Genomic DNA, 20,315 nt, shown 5'->3' with positions numbered 1-20,315 from the left:
CCCTTCTAGCGGATGATTACGTTACGGCCACCGTTCTGGCGCATGCGCTCCATCTGCTCGTCTACCATCGCCTGGTACTCCTGCTGGCTAACTTTCTGGCCTTTGCTCGGGCGCGACATCTCTCCTTTTTTAAGTGGACGCTGTTCTACTTTGATTGCCTTAATCACACGCTCCCCATTGTTGATATCGACAGCCAGCACCGCGCCCGGTAGAGTGTTATAAGACTCAGGACCAAGTGCGGGTCTGAGCTTGTCCGTATACCAGGCCACAACTGCTAGCTTCTTGGCTTCATCTTCATAGTAAGCCTGCTTGCAGGTATAGCCCTGAATTTCTTTAGTCTCTGTTCCAAATTTCCATGGGCTGATGCGAATCGAATCTTCAATGATGTACTTTTTGCCCATGAACTCGGTCAGTAACACTTTCTGTGTCGTGGCCTGATCGTAATAGCTTTCGTTGAGCGGTACCCGCATGTTAATGCGCATGCCACCGCCACTTGCCGTGAACTGGTCCTCGTCTTCTTCCAGTGCCTTGTAAAGCGACTCCTGGGCATTATAAAAGAGTTGCTGCTTGGTGGTGCGGTACTCTGGTATCATGCTTTTCATAGCCTCCTGCTCAGGGCCGAGCCTGCGGTGCATGTTCATGGTGTTTTCGTAAGTAATCACACCCTCCTGGGCGTATACAAACTGCGCCAGTATCACCAGCGCCATAGTTAACAAACCTGAGACAAACTCTTTCATATGCTTTCTTTTTTATGCTAAAAGTACAGCAATATGAAGCAGCTTAGTGTTAAGGTCTGTTAATGAAAGGTTAATCAAATGTTAAAGTTTGCAGAGAAACAGAAAGGAATTGAGACTGGATCAGTGAATTATTCGCCACTTATATCGAACCCGGCACGGCGGGCGATAGATTGGGCAATCACGCTGGAGGCCAATAGCTGCAGAGCGTGGTAGATCATGATCGGCAAGAGCATCAGGCCTACCATGTCGGCATCCGGGAACAGTACTTTCGCCATCACCGTGCCGTGCACCAGCGACTTTTTGGAGCCACAGAAGATAGCTGTGATGCGGTCAGCAGGGCTGAAGCCCATCAGGCGACTGATCATATGTACAATGCCATACACCAGAAAGAACAGGCCGATCATAGCTAACCCGAGCAGCAGCAGGTTACCAAGGCTGTAGCCACTGAACATGTCACGGGCGAAGGACTCGCAGAAAGAGGTATAGACGATCAGCAGAATGATCACCTGATCCGAGAGACGAAGCTGTTTGCGGTTGCGCTCCGCAAAGCCGCCCCAATAACGGTGCAGCACCACACCCAGCGCAACAGGTACCAGCACCTGTAGCACCAGTTTGCCCATCACCTGCCCCATATCGAAGTCGCCGGAACCGGCCGTCAGGTATAGCCCCATCCAAAGCGGGGTGATAAATACGCCCACCAGACTCGAAATGCTGGCATTGAAAATAGCGGCCGGTATGTTGCCTCCCGCTATTGAAACCATGACCACCGATGAGGACACCGTGGAAGGCAGCGCCGCCAGATAAAAGGTACCCAGCCAGAGCAGCTCGTACGAAGTGCCTTCAAAAAAGCCGTGCAAGGGGATGATCAGCAGCGGAAAAAGCAAAAAGGTGGAAGCCTGCACCACCAGATGCAAGCGCCAACTGCCTAAGCCAGCCCGAAGCTTCTCGGGACTCAGACGCAGTCCGTAAAAAAAGAAGATGACAGAAACACCTATACCAGCGACATCACTTAGGGAGACAGGCTCCCTGTCTATACCCCCTTCCGGCCAAAGCCAGGCCAGCACGATCATGCCAATCAGTGCCAGCAGAAACCAGTCAAAACCGGCCCGCACCAACAGCTCCTGCACACTGCGCACACCAAACTTTGGCTTCATCGCTTTGGGATTAGGATCGTCAGGCAGGGGAGTCTGGGGTATGCTCACAGGTATGGTATGTTCAGATGAAAGTAAAAATCAGGTATAGCTGGCTCCAAAACAAAACAACGGCCGGCGCAATTACAAGCGCCGGCCGTTGTTTTAGGTATAATCAGGACTTAAAAGCCCAGCATATCAATGGTTTCCAGTTCAAACTCGGTGGTATCTTCGTAGTCTGCGTCGGGTGCCGTCACGATTAGATCGCGTGCACGGCCATAGAGCCGCACATTAGGCTGCAGGTTTTCGTACTCTTCCTGCGATATAAGCCCACGCCTGGCCATTATGCCCCCGATGAGTCGATAGTATCCCGACTTCCAACTGCGGAGGTTACCGTAGCTGTCAAAGGAAGACCTGTAGCGCTTTGGACTTGGAATGATGCTGGTCAGGAAGATCGACTCCGCCAGGTTAAGCTCCGAAGGCTGCTTACCGAAGTAGAATCTCGAAGCGTCCTTGGCACCGTATACGTCCGGCCCCCATTCGATGATGTTCAGGTATATCTCAAACATCCTGTTCTTCGACACGATCTCCAGGTTTTCGATCAACCACACAATGATGGCTTCTTCCACCTTGCGGGACACCGTTTTCTTGCGCGTCAGGAACACGTTCTTCACCAGCTGCATCGAGATGGTACTACCACCCCGCACGAATTCCCTGTTCTTGATATTGGTCGCAATTGCCTGCCGGAAAGCCTCTTCATGAAAGCCTTTGTGGCTGTAGAAACCAGCATCTTCGGCTGTGAGTACAGCATTGCGCAGGTAGGGCGAAATCTGCCCAATCGGTGCGTAGAAAGGGTTGGACGGCCCCACCATGAAGGTACGGATCGGTTTTCCGTACTCGTACATGGTGTGCATAAACGGACCTTTCAGCTTGTCCAGGTTGGCTTTGCCCCACTTCACTACCCTAAAATCCTCCGACGCATCCAGATCTGAATCAAACACGACACGCTCTACACTGTCCAGGTTGACGTGAAAGTTCATTTTGTACTGCAGCTTCCCCTCGGCCTGTATACCTTCCAGCGTTTCGAAAAGGCCATTAGGCAAAGATTCGAAGAAATCATTAGCAGGGAGAGCCTCGGTGCGCACTTTCAGAGCGATGATCTTCGAGTCGGCGTTGTTGTAAGAGGCGTATACATTGGCGCGAGCCTTGTTCACGCGCACTTCCGTCAGGCTATCCACTTCAAAGAGGTTCTGCCCCAAGCTCACCACATAGTCAACGGCTCCCTCCCTTAGGTAAATATTCTCATCTGCCAGTTTCTCGTGGTTGAGCATCAGGTTATTCACCATCGCCCGGCCTTTTACAGTAAGCCTATCACGGCGGTAGCGCTTCTCATTGAGGCCCAGGTGCAGCGTATCAAAAGCCACAACACCGTTAAATTTCTCTTTTACATAAGGCAGTCTGATGCCGGACGTATCAGCGGTGTACAGACTGGCCATGATGTTATAGTCACGCGGATCAATTGTGCCTTTCACTATCAGGTTGTTGATAAGAGAGTCGGTACGGATTGACATGTGAGAAGCGATGTTGCCGTCCTCTATGGTAAGAAAAGGCATTTTCACGTCGATGACCCGATTCGGAGAGGTATAGGACACGTTCAGGTTGCTGAAGTCCACCTGGTCGGGAACGTTATCAAAAGCTGTTTCGAGCACACGGTTGAGCAGTTCGCCATAGTTGCGGTCAGTCTTGGCAGTAGTGTCAACAGGCTGTGCATCGTCTTTCTTAAACAGAAAAGCGAAGTTGTTGCGGTCCCCGTCCTTCACGGCAGTAAGATAACCGTTGGCTACATCAAGGCTGCGCAGCACAATGCGTCCCTTAAAAAGAGAGCGAAAACCAACGGTAGCGTGCACGCTGTCGGTTCTGAAAAGCTGGGGCTGCCCATGCGGCACTAAGGTTATATCACTGAGTATGACAGAGGTAAGGCCGTTGAACTCTGCTTTACCGATGTTAAAATCAACGGGATAACGGTTCTCCACTTTCTCTACCACACGGTTTACGGTATAGCTCAACAGCCTACCCCTAAACACCAAAAGGGCAATCAGTATAATCAGGAAGAAGCCCAAAAAAGAGCCTGCTCCTATTAAAATTCTTTTTTTCAATCGCTGGTTCAAAATATCAAGATGCGAATTACGCTAATAAGATTTAGTATCAAAATATAGTACTGATATAATATAACACTTCCTCACGCATACGTAATACCGTATGGTATATGTTATCTACCCCGCATACGACCCAAGTCGGATTTGGATATAACTTCCGGCACTAACTGGCTGCTTCAACTGCAAGAAAGATACCAATTGTTTCATTAACAGTTATTTACACCAAACTAACAGGCAAATTCACCGTTCCGTTCTTTTTTATATACCATAGCAGTACAATCGACCCCAGGCCACCTATACCTGCTAAATAGGCTTCTGCTTATTTGGCGTGCATTGGCATTACTGCTTATCTTTGACAGACGAAACATTCTCATTTCCATGAATCTGACATCACTCACGGCCATATCACCGGTGGATGGCCGCTACCGCCGCAATACTTCAGAGCTAGCTGCTTATTTTTCTGAGTTCGGACTAATCCGCTACCGCGTGCTGGTAGAGGTAGAGTATTTCATAGCCCTATGCGAACTGCCACTGCCACAGCTGGAAGGCGTGCCTTCCTACCAATTTGCTGAACTGCGGGCCATTTACGAGCAGTTCTCAGAGGCCGATGCCCTGCGCATCAAGGAAACGGAAAAGACCACCAACCATGATGTGAAGGCGGTAGAGTATTTTATAAAAGAGAAATTTGACACCCTCGGCCTCAGCCAGTACAAGGAGTTCATTCACTTTGGCCTGACCTCGCAGGACGTGAACAATACGGCTATACCGCTCTCCCTGCGCGAAGCAGATGAAAAGGTGCTTATACCACTGTACCAGCAGCTGCACCAGACACTGGTAGAACTGGCGCAATCCTGGAAAGACATCCCGATGCTGGCCCATACCCATGGACAACCTGCCTCTCCTACCCGACTGGGCAAAGAGATCATGGTGTTTGCTGAGCGGCTTGAAGCCCAGCTGGAGCAGGTGCGCCAGGTGCCTTTCTCAGCTAAGTTTGGTGGCGCGACCGGCAACTTCAATGCCCACCATGTGGCCTACCCGGATGTGAACTGGCCTGAATTCGGCAACCGCTTTGTGCAGGAAGCCCTGGGCCTGCGCCGCAGCCAGTACACCACCCAGATCGAGCACTACGACAACCTGGCCGCTTACTTCGACGGCATCAAGCGCCTCAACACCATCCTGATCGACTTTTCGCGCGATGTATGGCAGTATGTGTCGATGGGCTATTTCAAGCAGAAGATCAAAGCCGGCGAAGTAGGCTCTTCGGCCATGCCGCACAAGGTTAACCCGATCGATTTCGAAAACGCAGAGGGCAACTTAGGTATAGCCAACGCTGTGCTGGAGCATCTGTCAGCCAAGTTGCCGATCTCCCGCCTGCAGCGCGACCTCACAGACTCTACTGTACTACGCAATGTCGGAGTTCCGCTGGCCCATGCTCTGATCGCCCTGAAATCGCTGGAGCGTGGTATAGGAAAACTGGAGCTGAACGAAGCTGCCCTGCGCCATCACCTGGAAGAGAACTGGGCTGTTGTAGCAGAAGGTATACAGACCGTGCTGCGCCGCGAAGGCTATCCGCAGCCATATGAAGCGCTGAAAGACCTGACCCGCAAAAACGAGAAGATCACTGAGCAGACCATCGCCAACTTCATCGACACCCTGCAGGTGAGTGATACCATTAAGGCTGAACTGAAAAAGATAAGTCCTTATACCTATACCGGCGTGCAACTGCTGTAAGGTATAGCCTCTGACACAAAAAAGCCCCTGCCGGTTTGTACTGGCAGGGGCTTTTTCTATACCTGTGCTATTTGATTACTGCCCTTGCGCAACCGGGCCGTTCACCCTGATCTGCAGCAGTTCGTAGCCGGTCTCTCCTGCAGCTGTCAGACCCTGCACCACCACCAGGTAAGTACCCGGCTGATCGGAGGTATAGAAACTCACCTGCTCTCCTTTTCCAGGCTGCAGCCTGATCTCGGGAGACCAGTGCAGGAGATTTCTGAAGTCGGCCAGTCGGCTGCGCTTCTGCTCGGGTGTGTCGTAGGCCGGTGCATAGAACTCACGCTTCTGCTGTAGTCCCTCGTATGCCTGCATCAGGGCACGCGGATCCAGGTCAAAGCCGGCCAGATCACCCGTATAAGTTTGGTAACTCACCAAGCCCTCGTAAGCCAGCGGACCGTGGAAGAAACGGCTGGCAATCACATCCAGCTGCTTGACCTTCAGCGGATCAAAAGCCATGATCTTGTCAATGCTGAATACCGGTACACCATCCAGAAGCACCATCGGGTTTTGGCGGAAAATAGACTTGTAAGGGCGGTTCAGAACCATGAAGTGGAAACTACGGCCCCTGATGCGCACCTGTACTCCCTGCACATACTCCCGCATCACTTCCTCCATCACTTTAAAGCGCTTGTAGTCATCGAGCAGGTAACGCTCCGATGGCTGGCCATAAAAAGCGGTGCTGTCTATACCTGGCGTGTGGAATCTATTGCGATAAGCCCCATGGTAGGCATGCTCGACCTGCACCTGCATGTGGCGCGCTCTGATGTCCCCTTCTCTTGACTCAGCAAGCTGAAGCGCAGATGACGTCCTGGAGGTATAGCGTGAAGAGAAAGGACTGAACAACTCAAAGTGATAGGTACTGTCCTTTGTGAAATCAGTTTGCAGCACGACATCCTTATTGCCATAGAAGTCCTTCAGCTCAAACATCAGCCTGCCATCGGCGTTGCTACTGGCGTTATAAAAGCGAATCGGGTTGCCCGGTGACGCCAGGTAAGTCATAATGCCCGGAGCAGCCTGTCCCGAGCTCATATGCGTTACTTTCCCAAAGAGCAGATGGCCATGGTTTTCAGGCAAAAAGGAATGCTTAGCCGGTTCTTTCTCCAGTATTTCATTCCATGTAAAGCGGCTCCAGCCATGGGTTAGCATCAGGTTATCTACACCCAACCGGTCTGCCTGCCCCTCTTTGGAGAAGTAATAGCCAGGGTTCTCGATGGATCCTTTCAGATCTGACTCCAGCCAGATGTAGCTGGCAATGTGCGCCTGCGGCTGCATTTGCAGCGAGTCCAGCTTGTACACCGCCATCGACAAATTTGCCGGGGCCTGCGAAGAAGCCTGCAGCTCCAGGCTGACCTTATCGCGCAGACTGTATTGCGACTGTGACGCAGCAACCTGCAAGGCTAGTTCTTTTGAAGGGTTCTTGAAGTACAGGCGCTCACTTACCGGCTGACCAGCTGTGTTGAATACAGTGAAGTGCGTAATGCCATCTGCCAGATCAGCTTTATTTATCCTGAACACAAACTTGCCGTTTTGCAGCAACGACCTTTCTGAGCTGACCACCTGCTGACGGGTGTGGCCCAACAGGTATACATGTTCATCTGGTTTGCCTACCGAATGCACCGCAATGTGCACATAGTTAGCAGTGGTGTCTGCCAGTTGTAAGGTATAGCCACGCTCGTGTACCTGCGGCAAGGCCTGTTCCAGCGTACTTCCATCAGGCAGCTGGAGTTTGGCAGTGTAGCGCTTGCCCTGCTCAGGCGTAAACGTGAAACGGCCCATGCCAAACTTGTGTGGCGTAAACGTTGCTACTTCATTTCCGTCCTGGTCGTAAACCTGGCCAACCAGCGCAGTTCCTTTGCCGCTCTGACTTTCTGTTACTTTAAAGGCAACCTGGCTCGCCACACCTGCCAGCAAGCTCCCGCCTTCCGGGAATAACTGCAAGGTATAGCCCTTTGCTTTTGGCACCTTCTGCTTCGGCAGCTGCTCAAAGGTGTTGATAATCGTTACCTGCTGCTGAAAGTAGAACTCAGGATCGAAGTTTTTCATCCAGCTGGTATAGGCCCGCACTGTGTAGTTGCCAGATTTCAGCGTGGTGGGCAGTTGCAAATAGCCACTGCCAGCCCCATCCTTCATGGCTATCTTGGCTTGCAGGGCAGGCTTCTGGTCCGCATCCAGCAACTCCACATACGTCACCTTGCTCATATCTAGGGGGCGGTGCAGGCTTCCGTCTACATTGTATACCTTAAACCATATTTCATCGCCACAAGCATACACGGGTCTGTCGATGTGCAGGTATAGCTTCTCTTGCAGCGATGCCTGCCGATGCTTATGCAGACTGCTGACGGCCTCGTTAGCCTGGCCAGACTGGGCGCTTACATTTCCTATACCTGCTATACCTAAGGCGAAGCAAAGAAAAGTGCTCAAACCATATCGCTTTTTGCCAGAATAGCGGTGTTTAGGCTGGGGGTTGTTCATTGTCTCGGGCATTTTATTATGGTGTGGCATCTATTCCCAAAAGGCAGGTTTAACATTAGTGCCCTGCAGGGTGCAGTCTACACAGGGGCGCGTGGCATAGGTATAGCCAATCGGTTCTGCAGCCTCATCATAAATCTCATCGATAGGCACCAGATAGCCCTCCTCAAATCGCTCCTGCACCATGCCTGAAGCGATCATCACTGAACCAAACTCACAAGTTGGATAGTAGAGGCGCCAATCGCGTGGGAGGTCACGGCTGTCTATAAAGATCCGCTTGGTTTCCATAGTAGTGGCCGACATATAGCCAATTACTGTCTCGTCAGGATCTGACAAACTGCGGATGTTGCTGGTAAGCTGAGACGGCAGCGGATCGAAGAGCGTACCGATGCTCTCGGTATTCTTCTTAAGTAACTCCAGGTACTCAAACGCCTCCCGGGTCAGCGCATACTGCTTTACTAGTATACTGTTCTTCATACTAACTTTCTCAGAGTTATAAGGTATAGAAAGCAACATGTAGTCGCTAATTCTATCTTCATTTAACTTTACCGACGAACTTACTTCGATCGTAGTTGAGTTATCTGATTTCCAGCAAACATAAATAGGCTCATCGCTTGGTGTCCGCTGTCGTACCTGCCCGTTCTCATACTTGAGTGCAGAGAAGAATGCGGCTCTAAATTGCCAGGTCTGATCGTACTCCCACTTGTAGTAATGTGTGTTATTGTTGGCATCGTACGTGTTCACGTATACCTTCACCTCACCATCTACCGCTTTCCAATACACATTATCGATGGCTGGTGTGGCTTTCACCTCCACATAATCCGAAGCATATTCTTTTCCGTTCTTCGTACGGATGTATAGTCTGTATTTCTTCTCGGTACTCAACTGCAGGTTAGGGTGCATGTAAGTACCATAACCAGTTTCATGCAGGCCGTAGCGCTCGCCGCTCTCTGACTCTACCACAACAGTGGCGCTTTCCTCTGCAGGTGGAGCTTCTGTATCATTGAGGTTTTGGCTTCGCAACAGTTGTATGCTGGTGCGCCCGTTTGCGTTCAGGAAGCCATTGACCACCAGAAAGCTGCTAGGCGACTCCAGTACTTCAGGAAAATATGGTTCTACGCAACCGCTCACCAGGAGCATCACAAGCCAGACAATTGGGTTTTTCCAGTTCCGGATCTTCATGGCAATTAAAACTTAAAATTATAGGTGATAGTAGGAATTGGATGCCCAAAGATGGACATTTTGTACCCTCTGATCTGTCCTTTCTGTGATTTGAAATAAACGGAGTAAGGGTTCTTGCGACCTGTCAGGTTATACACGGCCACGGTCCAGGAGCTGTGCGCCAGCTTCGCAATTTTGTGGTTGCCCTCTATGTTCAGAGCCAGGTCTACGCGGTAGTAGTCAGGAACACGGTACTGGTTGCGGTCTGAGTATAGGATGCGGTGTGAAGCTCCATCGTAGTATTTTCCCAGCGGCAGCGTAATAGGGCGGCCTGTGCTGTAGGTAAAGTTAAGCGACGTGCTGAAACGCTGACTGAAGCGGTAGTTGCTGATCATGGTCAGGTCATGCGGCTTGTCAAAGTTACTCGCATACCACTCTCCTCTGTTGATCACTTCTGACACAGCCGGATCATCCAGGCGAACCATGGTGCGGGAATAGGTATAGCTTACCCAGCCGTTGAGTTTACCTGTCGCTTTCTTGAGCATCAGTTCCACACCATAAGCCTTGCCCTCGGCATTGGCTACATCCGTTTCGATGTGGTGATTCATGATGATGCTGGCGCCGCTTCTGTAATCCAGGAAGTCCTGCATCCACTTGTAGTAAGCCTCCGCTGAAAACTCGATGGTATTGGCGCGCAGGTTGCGGTAGTAGCCAATCGCCACCTGATCGCCTACCTGCGGCTTGATGTTGCTGTCGCTCAGCTTCCAGGTATCGGTTGGGGCCATGGTCGCCGTGTTAGAAAGCATGTGCACGTACTGGCGCAGTCTGTTGAAGCTTACTTTCACCGACGAGTTGTCTGACAGCACATAGCGGGCCGAAAGCCTGAACTCAGGTCCGTGGTAGGTCGCGATCGATTTTCCACTGCCATAAGAAACCGTGTCGACGATCGTGTTCAGCGTCTTTGGCATACCTGGCGCATACTGCAGCACGTCTCTCTCCCCGAGGGCCGTGAAGAATGAGTAGCGCAAACCAGCCGATACAGAAAGACGCTGGTTGATGTCATAGCGGTCAGACAGGTATAGCGCACTTTCAATAGCCTTCTCCTGCTGCAACTTGTCTGCTTTGATCAGCGACTCTCCATGGTTTGGCACCAGGCTACCCGGGTTCACCTCGTAGCGAATGGCACTCGCACCAAAGTCGAGGGTATGCCTGGAGTCAGGGAAGTAGTTGAAGTCTACCTGCATACCTGTCTGGCTGATGCCAAAATCCATTATAGCAGCGTTAGCGGCATTCTGCTCGTTTGAAATATCGTAGCCGTAGTGGCTGTATGTTCCCGTCACAACACTGTAAAGCTTGTTATGGAAGTTGTGCTTCCACTTGAGGCTGGCGTTCTGGTTCTGGAAACGGTACAATGTGTCGGCTGCCAGTTTGAAGCGGTCCTTGCTCATGTACCCGGTCAGGTATAGGCTGTTCTTCTCGTTGATCTCGTGGCTGATGTGCGTATTGACGTCATAGAACGAAGCCTCGCTGTTACTGAACGACTTATTCGGTATCTTCTTGAGCAGCCAGTCAGAGTAGGTAGAGCGCCCTCCTACCAGGATCGAGGTTTTATCTTTAATGATCGGTCCCTCCAGTATCAGGCGGCTTGTCAACAGACCGATACCACCTGTTCCGCTAAACTGCTTCTTGTTACCCTCTCTGGAGGTCACCTCCAGTACCGAGGACAGACGTCCACCATAGCGGGCTGGTACGGCACTTTTGTATAGTTCCACCGACTTGATCACGTCCGGGTTGAAGGCAGAGAAGAAACCAAACAGGTGGGATGGGTTATAAATCGTAGCATCGTTGAGCAGGATCAGGTTCTGATCGGTGGAACCACCGCGTACATTCATACCCGTAGCACCCTCGCCCACTGATTTCACGCCGGGCAACGTCAGCACCACCCGCAGGATATCTGTTTCACCAAAAGCCGTCGGGACTTGCTTGATTGTTCGGATATCAAGGCGTTCCATACCCATCTGCAGGCCCGTAACATTGCGGTCTTTTTCGGCTTCCACCAGTACTTCTTTCAGAGAACGGATATCTTCTTCTACTTCAATATTCAGCTTGCCATCACTGTGCAGTATGACCTGACGCTTGGTGTTCTTTAACCCTACTGCGCGTATGTTCAGCTCATGACGGCCCACCGGGAGCGAAAGCGAGTAGTAGCCATACTGATCGGATGCGGTGCCAATGGACGGAGATTCAATATAGATATGGGCACCAATGATCGGCTCGCCTGTGTTGGCATCGCGCAGAGTTCCGGCCAGGTTTGCTTTACCTGTCTTGCTTCCATTAGGCGTGCCTATCTCATATAGCTTGATTTCTGACTGTATACTCTTCTTGTTATCCTGCTGCTGCGGCAGGTAGGCTGGCGTGGCCAGTTGGGTGCTCCGTTTTGCCTCTTCTTCGTCCTTGAAGAAATTGGAAGGCAGGCTCGTCATGATCGGATTTTGCCGCGTGATGAAAACCTGCCGCTGTTCCGTGATGGCAAATTTGTAATCCGTGTCTTTCAGAATTTGAGCGAGCACCAGATTAAGCGGTTCACCCTCCACCTCCAGGTTTACCACCAGGCTATCAGCCACTGCCTGCTCGTAGTAAAACTTGTAGGGTAACCGGGTCTCCAGCCGCTGTACAAAGTCCTGAAACGTCATGTTGCGGAATGATCCGCTGATGAGCGGAGACTCATTCCGCTGTTGGGCATGCACCGGCACCGTCGTGGTAATACAGCACAACAATACCAGCAAAAGTGCTCTGTAGAAATGGGTCATAAGAAAGGGTGAAAGCTTAAACAGATTTTTAGATAGCTCGGGAATACGCCACTTTATCGTTTGAGCGAATCGTAGTGCTCCGCAGTTTTCACAATAGCATATTCCCGCTCTTTACGGAAGCGAAGTTTATTGGCGCTGGCATACTTATTCAGCGGCTTTTTCTGGTCTTGCAGCACACGCATTACAGAGCGTTTATTACTGACCGAATGGTATACGCCATCCTTCACCAGGTAGAATTTACTGGCATCCCTGTATTCACCCTCCATACCGTTTGTGCTAGCCCGCTCAAACAGGGTCTTTTCGCGCTTCATCAACACCTGCACCTCTCCGCTGTAAAGCAGATCATAAAAACCTGGGCGAATTACAGAACTGGTCGTGGTGTCCGGCTGCAACTTCACAAAGGTATGCCCGTGCAGTTTAAAGGCTTCCACCCGGCTTTTTACAAGCCGTTGAGGCTGCCCGCTTCCATGGTTGACAATCAGGAGCTCATCCTGGACCAGGTCGTACAGCATCGGCACATCCTCAAACCAGGCACCATCATACTTCACAGTTCCGTTCTGGTAAATCTTGTCCAGATAGAACTGGTGCCCTTCTACGTAGGTCTTGACAGACACATGATACTCCGGGCCATTGTATAAGTGGGCGTGCACACCAACTGCAATGCGGTACTGCTGCAGCGCATTCGAAACTGCATTGTCTACAAAGCTGCTGTCAGCCTGGGCAATGGCAGCAAAGGGCAGAAAGGGCATTAAAAAGATGAGGACTAGGTAAGCAAGGCTTTTGCGCATATCAAAGGTTACTTTATAACTTAAATTAACATTAATTATAAAGTATGTTTAATGTTATGACAAGCTTATCAATAAATTATTTCAAAAAATATTACAGTATATCATAACACAGTTGAGCAAAACCATCACCCTGAAATATAACTTAAACCTTACCCAACTCAGTCTTATTTTGAAACACCAAAAGTCCTTAGTCGAAGACGGTTCAATGATTCTTAGCACATGTTCGTTAAGTTGGCCTAAATCATTCTGCCTCAGAGTAGGTATAGTATTACAGGCTTTGACACAGGCAATTAACTAATTTGCATTAATTTCATTTAGCCAAAACCAAAGATATGTAGTCCTCAGGTTAGCATATTTTTTATTGATACAGCACAGGCAATAAAGCTATACCTTATCTGCCAACTCATACACTGCTTTCACGAACTGACTCCAATTGAAGCGCAACTTATAGGTTTTGATCTGCTGCGCGTATACCTGCGCTCTGCCTGAGGTATAAAAATCAAGAATAGCAGCTGCGATCTCTTCTGGTTGTGGCGCTACTACATAGCCCACCTCTCCATGGGGCACCAACTCTGACAGGCCACCTACATTTGTCACCACCATCGGCTTATCAAAATGGTAAGCAACCTGTGTTACGCCGCTTTGGGTAGCATGCTTATAAGGCTGCACCACCAGATCGGCAGCGCAGAAGTAATGGCGGACTTCGGCATTCGGGATAAAGTCTGTCCGCAGCACCAGCCGGTCCTGCAGTCCGTGTTTTTCAATCAGATCGCGGTAGGGTTTGGCATCTTCATAAAACTCTCCGGCGATCAGCAGTTTCAGATCAGGTATAGCCTGCAGTGCAGGTATAGCCATGGCTTCAAGCAGCAAGTCGAGCCCTTTGTAAGCCCTAATGAAGCCAAAGAATAGCAGGTACTTGAAGTCTGGATCAAGCCCGAGTGTGGCACAGGCCTCTGCTTTAGTTTCGGCAGGGCCAAAATTGTCGTAAAGGGGATGCGGTAGGTATACGTTGGGTTTGTTAGGCTCAAAGCGCTGCAAGTCTTGCTGCACAGCCCGCGACATGGTCAGGAAGCCCTGACAGGCGCTTAAAAAGTATTTTGTAAATGGAATATCGCCTGGTCGCTTCTCGTGCGGAACCACATTGTCAGTAATAGCCAGAATACGGCTATACCTGTTGCGCTTAACCAGGCGGGCAATGGTACCCAGAGCCGGGCCCATAAAAGGCAGCCAATACCTGAAAATAACCAAATCCGGCCTCTGGCTACTGATGTAATTCCCTGTACGCACCCAACTGATAGGATTGACGGAGTTGATCAGCGCTTTAATGGTGATGTTCTTCGGAGCAGGTTCGTTAGTAAACTGGCTTTTGCCCGGAAACAGAAAGGAAGGATACTGCAGGCTGAACGAAACAACCTCCACTTCGTCGCCAGCCTCTTGAAATGCCATGGCCAGGCGCTCGTTGAATGTAGACATGCCCCCACCCCGCAAAGGGTGCGCAGGCCCCACGATTACAATGCGCCTCCCTGCCATTATTTCTTTATCAAACCTGCCCGGTCACGGATCAGGTACTCATTCTTTTTACTGGAAGTCATAGAGATCATCTCGGCCAGGAAACCAGCCAGGAAAAGCTGAACCCCTAAAATCACCGCCACCAGCGAAAGATAGAACAGGGGCTGATCTACCACGTCACGTACGCGACCATCTGGATACAAGCTAAATACTTTCTGAATGATCAGCCACAGCGTAATGCTTAAGCCCACAAAAAAAGACAGGGTGCCGAACGTACCAAAAAAGTGCATCGGGCGCTTTTTGAAACGACTCACAAACGTAATGGAGAGCAGGTCCAGAAAGCCGTATACGAAACGTTCGAGCCCGAACTTGGTCGTGCCATACTTGCGTTCCTGGTGCTGCACCACCTTTTCGCCAATACGCGTGAAGCCGTGCCATTTGGCGATTACAGGTATGTAACGGTGCATTTCGCCATGTACCTCAATGCTCTTCACAAGCAACTGACGATAAGCTTTGAGTCCGCAGTTGAAATCGTGTAGCTTTATGCCGGAAAGGCCGCGGGTAGCTGCGTTAAACAGCTTGGTCGGAATGGTTTTGCTAACCGGATCAAATCGCTTCTGCTTCCAGCCCGACACCAGATCAAAGCGCTGGTGTTTGATCATGTCGTATAGGGCCGGGATTTCCTCCGGGCTGTCCTGCAAGTCGGCGTCCATGGTGATGACCACTTCGCCGCTACAGCGCTTAAAACCCTCGTTCAGAGCGGCAGACTTGCCGTAATTGCGGTTAAAACTGATGCCTTTGACAGTATTGTCTTCGGCACTGAGATCTGTGATAACATCCCAGGAGCGGTCGGTGCTGCCGTCGTCCACCAGGATGATTTCATAAGTAAAACTATGTGCGTGCATCACACGCTTGATCCAGCGGACCAGTTCAGGCAGCGATTCCTCTTCGTTCAAAAGAGGAACCACTACTGATATATCATAAGGGTATTGCATGCTTTTTATTCAAACTCCGGACGCTTGTTCTTCATCACGGCTGCTACGATAAGCGAAATCAGGAAACCAATGAACAGGTAGCCTACGATAGACCACACAATCATCATCACCGGGCTAGAGAAAGATTCTCCCATGGAAATAGCCTGCTCAATCTGCTCATCGCTCATACCTCTTTCTTCCAGCTCAATACGCTGCTTATCCATCATATTGGAGGTATATTCGGTATCAACAAATGAGGTATAGATGAACATAAACACACCACCTAATACACCGAAGGCCAGTGATACCAGTGTACCTATACCTAAGCCCTGGCCATAAGACATGTAGCCGTAATTTTGCTTTTTGTACTCCTTCATGGCAATGACCATAAAGGCAATAAGGATAAGGTAGCCTAAGGAGCCTACCCAGCCGCTTACATTAACGCCGGTTATTAGCAGAACTGCTGTGAATACAATAGATACCAGTGCGCCAATGAAGCCATACTTGAGCGCTACAGAAGATACGGAGGGTTGAGTTTCAGTCATGATTAGAGTAGAGGTTTATGTGAAGATGATTTACTTTCTGAAAAATACAGCTGCCACAACAGAAAACATCGCCCCTACTAACATCCTCCCCAAAAAATCATGTGTGGCCAGCATACTCGGCGACAAGTTGTCGAGTTCCTGGTAAGCTTGCTCAAAGTTTGATTCGCCTAATAATTTGATCTGTGCCTCCCGGCTCTGGTCAAGCAGTGCTCTCAGCTCTACTACATGTTGCTGAATAATCTCAGGCCCTGCCAGATATAGCATCAGGTACAGCAGCATGGCAGCGCTCAACGCAGTATAGAATGTAACCGACAGGCTCACGCGCACGCCTTTCCAGAAACCAACCTCAGCATCGTGAAACTGCTTAAAATAGCGCAGGCCCATAAAGATGAATATCGGCAAAGGCAGATAACTCCAACGCCCTGCATCTCCCAGTGCGTTGTACCCCATCAGGTGCAAGGCCAGTATGATGATAAAAGAAGCCAATCCGCACAGCACGCCATAGCGTACTCCCACCCTTACAATCGTTTGATTCAGCATTTATTATGTGCTTATTCAGCGTCAGCATTACCGCTGACAAAAATATAGCTATAAAGATATTAAAAAGAATGATTAAGTACTACCTGCCCTTTGTTGACCAACCCAATAACCTTGCCTGTAAGCTCACGCCCCAGGAAGGGAGAGTTCTTTGATTTAGATCTGGTGCCTGCTGCCGTCGGAGTCCATTTTAAGTCAGGATTGAAAAGCGTGAGGCAGGCAGGTTGGCCTTCGGCTATACCGCATGTGGGCATTTGCAGAATCTGACGTGGAGCGGTAGTGAACTTATGGATCAATAACTCCAGCGGAAGTGTATTGCACATCGTCATATTGGCCACAGCAAAGGCTGTTTCGAGGTTGATGATTCCAAAATCCGCCAGGTCAAATTCCAGCTTCTTACTTTCGGTGTCCTGTGGCTGGTGCCCGGATACAATGGCATCAATGGTGCCATCGGCAAGCCCCTGCAGAATCGCTTCTTTATCGGCTTCACTTCTGAAAGGAGGAGACACTTTGTAATTGGTATCGAAGGGCGTCATGGTATGGTCGGTATAAGCAACCTGGTAGCTAGCCACATCGCAGCTTACCTGCAGTCCTCTGGCTTTAGCGGCACGTATTGCCTCAACAGCAGCGGCGGTAGAAATAAGCGAGAAATGCAGTCGCCCTCCGGTGTATTCCAGCAGTTGCAGGTCGCGGGTCACCATTACCTCTTCAGCCAGGGCAGGTATACCTTTCATACCTAGCTGTGTGCTCACGATGCCTTCATGCACCTGCCCGTACTCCGTCAGACGGGTATGCTCCGGTCGGTTCATCAGCACGCCATCAAAAGGCTGCAGGTATTGCAGTGCTTTCACGATCACTTCGGCTCCCTGAAGTGGTTTTGCACCATCACTAAAAGCTACGGCCCCCGCACGCTGCAGGTCGATCATCTCCGTCAGCTCTTTTCCCTGTGTATCAACTGTCACAGCACCAGTCGGCAATAAATTAACAGGAAGGCCTGCCGACTTGGCCTTTATAAAATTGATAGCACCTTTGGTTTGCACGACAGGCTGCACGTTGGGCATGCACAGCACATCGGTAAAACCACCAGCCGCAGCAGCCTCACCCAGTGATTCTATGTCTTCCTTGTGCTCCAGCCCCGGCTCACCAACCTGTGCGTACAAGTCAACCCAGCCCGGAGACACACAAAGCCCCTCCAACTCAATAATCTGGTCTGCCTGCTGATCGTTTCCTCCTATTGAGGTGATCAGGCCGTTAACGATAAGTATGTTCTGACGCTGAAGATGAAAGGCTGAAGAGGGATCGTAGATGCGGACTGCTTTGAGAAGAAGTTTCATGTTAGAGGAATCTGATTAGAGCTATTTCTGCCATCAAGAAAATCAGACACAATAATAGGCAATATTTCCAAAGGGTGACGCCAAAAAATCGTTTTTCGAATTCGCTCTTCACCGAGAAGGTATCGCTGTAATCATAAACATGCACATGCTGCTGTCCATTAGGCAGGAAACTCCGCAGTTCTGCAGGGCTATACTGATCCAGCAATGACTCCTGTTTATCAAAGTTGAAAGCGAAGCTACCCACTACCTCTCTCTGATGTTGCAGTTCATAAAAGCCAGCTTCATCAAGATCAGGTGGCACATTGAATACAAGGCGACCCCCTCTGACCTGCTGCTCCGGTATAAAGACAGTACTGTCTTTCACCAACTTAAAAATGCTCTCCCCTCCTGCCTGCTTTTGAATAGGTACCGTGATCGCCATATTCTGCAGGCGATAGGCGATCTGCTGCTCCTGCTTATAGCTGCTGATCGCCAAACGGTACATCACCGGAACAAAAAGCGCATGATTAACCAGTTCATTCTGTTCAGGCTGCAAAGGCGCTGCCATCAGGTATACCTTCCCCTGTCCTCTGTCGAAACGTGACAAATAGGGCGCACCACCTCTATATTTCAGAATATCCTCAGAGGAACGTGACCATACCAATTTCCTGACAGAAACGGGCATCTGCATTTTGGGGTCGTAGTCCGCAAATATGGTTTTAAAAAAAGGATTATCACGGTCTGGAATAGCAAGTGCTGTCTTTGTGCTGCTCCCTGCATTTAAACTAGCAGGTATAGAAAGCGATTGCATTAATGCAGTGTAAGTGCTGCTACGTTCAGTTGATGGAGGGACTATAACTAGTGTCCCGCCGGACTTAACGTAAGTATCGAGTGTAGATACAAGCGCTGATGGAATTTCATCTATACCTTGCAGTATGATAATGTCAGAACTATTGAGACGTGCATAATCGATATTATTAGGAGAGAAGCGCTGGGTTTGGAATAATGGTTCGTTCCGATATAGCCGCTGCAGAGGGCTTGCTTCATTTCCGTTGATCTCTGTGATCGACAGGCGGCCGGAAGGCTGGAGCACAAAGTAGTAAAGGTTATCAAACTCAACCGGATAGTCCTCGACTTCTACCCACGCACGCTTACTTCCCTCGCCCCTGATTGTGAAATTAATCGCTGTTTCAGTGATCTGCTTTGGTGGCAGATCGATGCTTAAAGCTGCGAGTTGCATATTGTCAATCACTAACTTGACAGGACAATCAGGTATAGCATTGTCCCCAGCATTGTACAGCCGAACATATAGAGTACCCTCAGTACCAGGGCGAACAAATTCATCAGCCAGGTATACTGAATCTACAAATACGTTGGAAGTGCCTGCAGCTTTCAAGGGTACAAGATGATAAACTCGGTTACTGTCAACTCCGCCCAGTAAGGAAGGCTCAAAGTATGACTTCTGAAAATCTGAGAACAAAAACACATGCTCAGCAGCTACCTGATTAGCGCTCATCACCTGTTGACTCACAAAAGGCCTGGTAGAATGTGATAACTGATCAAGCTCATTCAAAGCATCATTAGTACCAACAGTAGCCGTCCTGTTATAATTTGAATTAGTATTGATACTGATAGCTGTTGTAGAGGGGAAAATATCTAACACCCTTTTTGCCTGATCTGCAGCTACCGTCAGTAGTGTCAGATCATCGTCTGCATGAAGGTTCTGCATACTCAATGAATTATCTAGCGCAATCGTTACCTGAGAAGAGTCGATAGGGCGAACAGATTCTGAAGCAGGTAGAAAGGGCTGTGCAAATGCCAACACCAAGAAAATAATGAACAGAATGCGGGCAGCTAAAATAAGTAGTTCCTTCAGGTTACGCTGACTAGCAGTAAGATCTTTGGAAACCTGAATGAACTTAACATTGCTGAATTCTACCCGCTTCGCCCGACGTAACTGTATGAGGTGTAATACGATCGGAATAGCGATCGCTGCAAGAGCCCATAAGAAGGAAGGATAGAGAAATGCCATGTCAACAAGTTAGAGAGGATGTTTTTAATATACAACGCTCCAGCTGAACATTACCATACGCTTTCTAACTTAATCTGATACTATCAAAGGATAAATAATAGGAGACTTCCTTTGTCTATACTTTAAATCTTCCTGCTCTTCATGAATAAGAATGCACAGGAAACCAAAAGAAGAATTCGTAGTGCAAGGCTCATTCAATACATAATCGTAGGCTTTAACCACAGCATAAAAGTCCCAGAGGCAGCTTAGTTGGTTATGTTTTAGAATAAACTTATAGCCCCTTGCCGCGCCTTCCCCTGGGCGGTACTGCCGTCCCTCTGCCGGCTCTGCTGCCAGTTCTCCCAAGCCCCTTGAGCGGTTGTCGAAGCCTGTAAACGCAGA

15 protein-coding genes are annotated in these 20,315 nt (G+C 49.6%); 1 reads left to right on the top strand and 14 read right to left on the bottom strand.

Going from position 1 to position 20,315, the window contains the following annotated elements; genetic code table 11:
- Positions 1 to 5: 5 nt before the first annotated feature.
- The 3 genes from AC5FXQ_RS15515 to AC5FXQ_RS15505 all read right to left on the bottom strand — a co-directional run bounded on the left by AC5FXQ_RS15515 (position 6) and on the right by AC5FXQ_RS15505 (position 4,023).
- A complete protein-coding gene (locus tag AC5FXQ_RS15515; RefSeq protein ID WP_493603333.1) occupies positions 6 to 737 on the bottom strand; it encodes a GLPGLI family protein in 732 nt (243 codons plus the stop codon).
- 128 nt (positions 738 to 865) lie between these two features.
- Positions 866 to 1,891, bottom strand: a complete 1,026-nt coding sequence (locus AC5FXQ_RS15510; RefSeq protein ID WP_493603456.1) for a bile acid:sodium symporter family protein — start codon at positions 1,889 to 1,891, stop codon at positions 866 to 868.
- Between the two features lie 158 nt (positions 1,892 to 2,049).
- On the bottom strand, positions 2,050 to 4,023 hold the full coding sequence (locus AC5FXQ_RS15505) for a transglycosylase domain-containing protein (protein WP_493603332.1): 1,974 nt from the start codon (positions 4,021 to 4,023) through the stop codon (positions 2,050 to 2,052).
- Positions 4,024 to 4,401: 378 nt separating this feature from the next.
- On the opposite strand from AC5FXQ_RS15505, the gene purB reads away from it, so the two are divergent.
- Complete coding sequence (gene purB, locus AC5FXQ_RS15500; protein ID WP_493603331.1) at positions 4,402 to 5,754, top strand: adenylosuccinate lyase; 1,353 nt, start codon at positions 4,402 to 4,404, stop codon at positions 5,752 to 5,754.
- A gap of 75 nt (positions 5,755 to 5,829) precedes the next feature.
- Here the strand turns inward: purB and AC5FXQ_RS15495 are convergent, their stop codons facing one another.
- From AC5FXQ_RS15495 to AC5FXQ_RS15445, 11 genes are all read right to left on the bottom strand, one after another.
- On the bottom strand, positions 5,830 to 8,217 hold the full coding sequence (locus tag AC5FXQ_RS15495) for a hypothetical protein (protein WP_493603330.1): 2,388 nt from the start codon (positions 8,215 to 8,217) through the stop codon (positions 5,830 to 5,832).
- An 81-nt stretch (positions 8,218 to 8,298) separates the two neighbouring features.
- Positions 8,299 to 9,447 (bottom strand): DUF4249 domain-containing protein, encoded by a 1,149-nt coding sequence (locus AC5FXQ_RS15490; protein WP_493603329.1) that lies wholly within the window; start codon positions 9,445 to 9,447, stop codon positions 8,299 to 8,301.
- 5 nt (positions 9,448 to 9,452) lie between these two features.
- Complete coding sequence (locus AC5FXQ_RS15485; protein ID WP_493603328.1) at positions 9,453 to 12,236, bottom strand: TonB-dependent receptor; 2,784 nt, start codon at positions 12,234 to 12,236, stop codon at positions 9,453 to 9,455.
- Between the two features lie 53 nt (positions 12,237 to 12,289).
- Positions 12,290 to 13,024, bottom strand: a complete 735-nt coding sequence (locus AC5FXQ_RS15480; RefSeq protein ID WP_493603327.1) for a hypothetical protein — start codon at positions 13,022 to 13,024, stop codon at positions 12,290 to 12,292.
- A gap of 384 nt (positions 13,025 to 13,408) precedes the next feature.
- Complete coding sequence (locus tag AC5FXQ_RS15475) at positions 13,409 to 14,497, bottom strand: glycosyltransferase (RefSeq protein ID WP_493603326.1); 1,089 nt, start codon at positions 14,495 to 14,497, stop codon at positions 13,409 to 13,411.
- Between the two features lie 56 nt (positions 14,498 to 14,553).
- Positions 14,554 to 15,528 carry a glycosyltransferase family 2 protein gene (locus AC5FXQ_RS15470; protein WP_493603325.1) on the bottom strand — a complete coding sequence of 325 codons (975 nt, stop codon included), beginning with the start codon at positions 15,526 to 15,528 and terminating at the stop codon, positions 14,554 to 14,556.
- Between the two features lie 5 nt (positions 15,529 to 15,533).
- On the bottom strand, positions 15,534 to 16,052 hold the full coding sequence (locus AC5FXQ_RS15465; RefSeq protein WP_493603324.1) for a DUF4199 domain-containing protein: 519 nt from the start codon (positions 16,050 to 16,052) through the stop codon (positions 15,534 to 15,536).
- A gap of 30 nt (positions 16,053 to 16,082) precedes the next feature.
- The gene (locus AC5FXQ_RS15460) at positions 16,083 to 16,592 is read right to left on the bottom strand and encodes a DUF4199 domain-containing protein (protein ID WP_493603323.1); all 510 of its coding nucleotides are present in this window, start codon (positions 16,590 to 16,592) and stop codon (positions 16,083 to 16,085) included.
- Positions 16,593 to 16,651: 59 nt separating this feature from the next.
- A complete protein-coding gene (locus tag AC5FXQ_RS15455) occupies positions 16,652 to 17,923 on the bottom strand; it encodes a dihydroorotase (RefSeq protein ID WP_493603322.1) in 1,272 nt (423 codons plus the stop codon).
- A gap of 1 nt (position 17,924) precedes the next feature.
- Entirely contained in the window at positions 17,925 to 19,934 is a 2,010-nt protein-coding gene (locus AC5FXQ_RS15450) for a BatA domain-containing protein (RefSeq protein ID WP_493603321.1), read from the bottom strand.
- Between the two features lie 69 nt (positions 19,935 to 20,003).
- Positions 20,004 to 20,315: hypothetical protein (locus AC5FXQ_RS15445; protein WP_493603320.1), on the bottom strand; the 312-nt coding region annotated here is incomplete at its 5' end.

The sequence above is a fragment of the Pontibacter sp. LHS1 genome (assembly GCF_058932855.1).
Note: the sequence above shows the minus strand (reverse complement) of the source record. Positions and strands in the feature narration are given on the sequence as shown.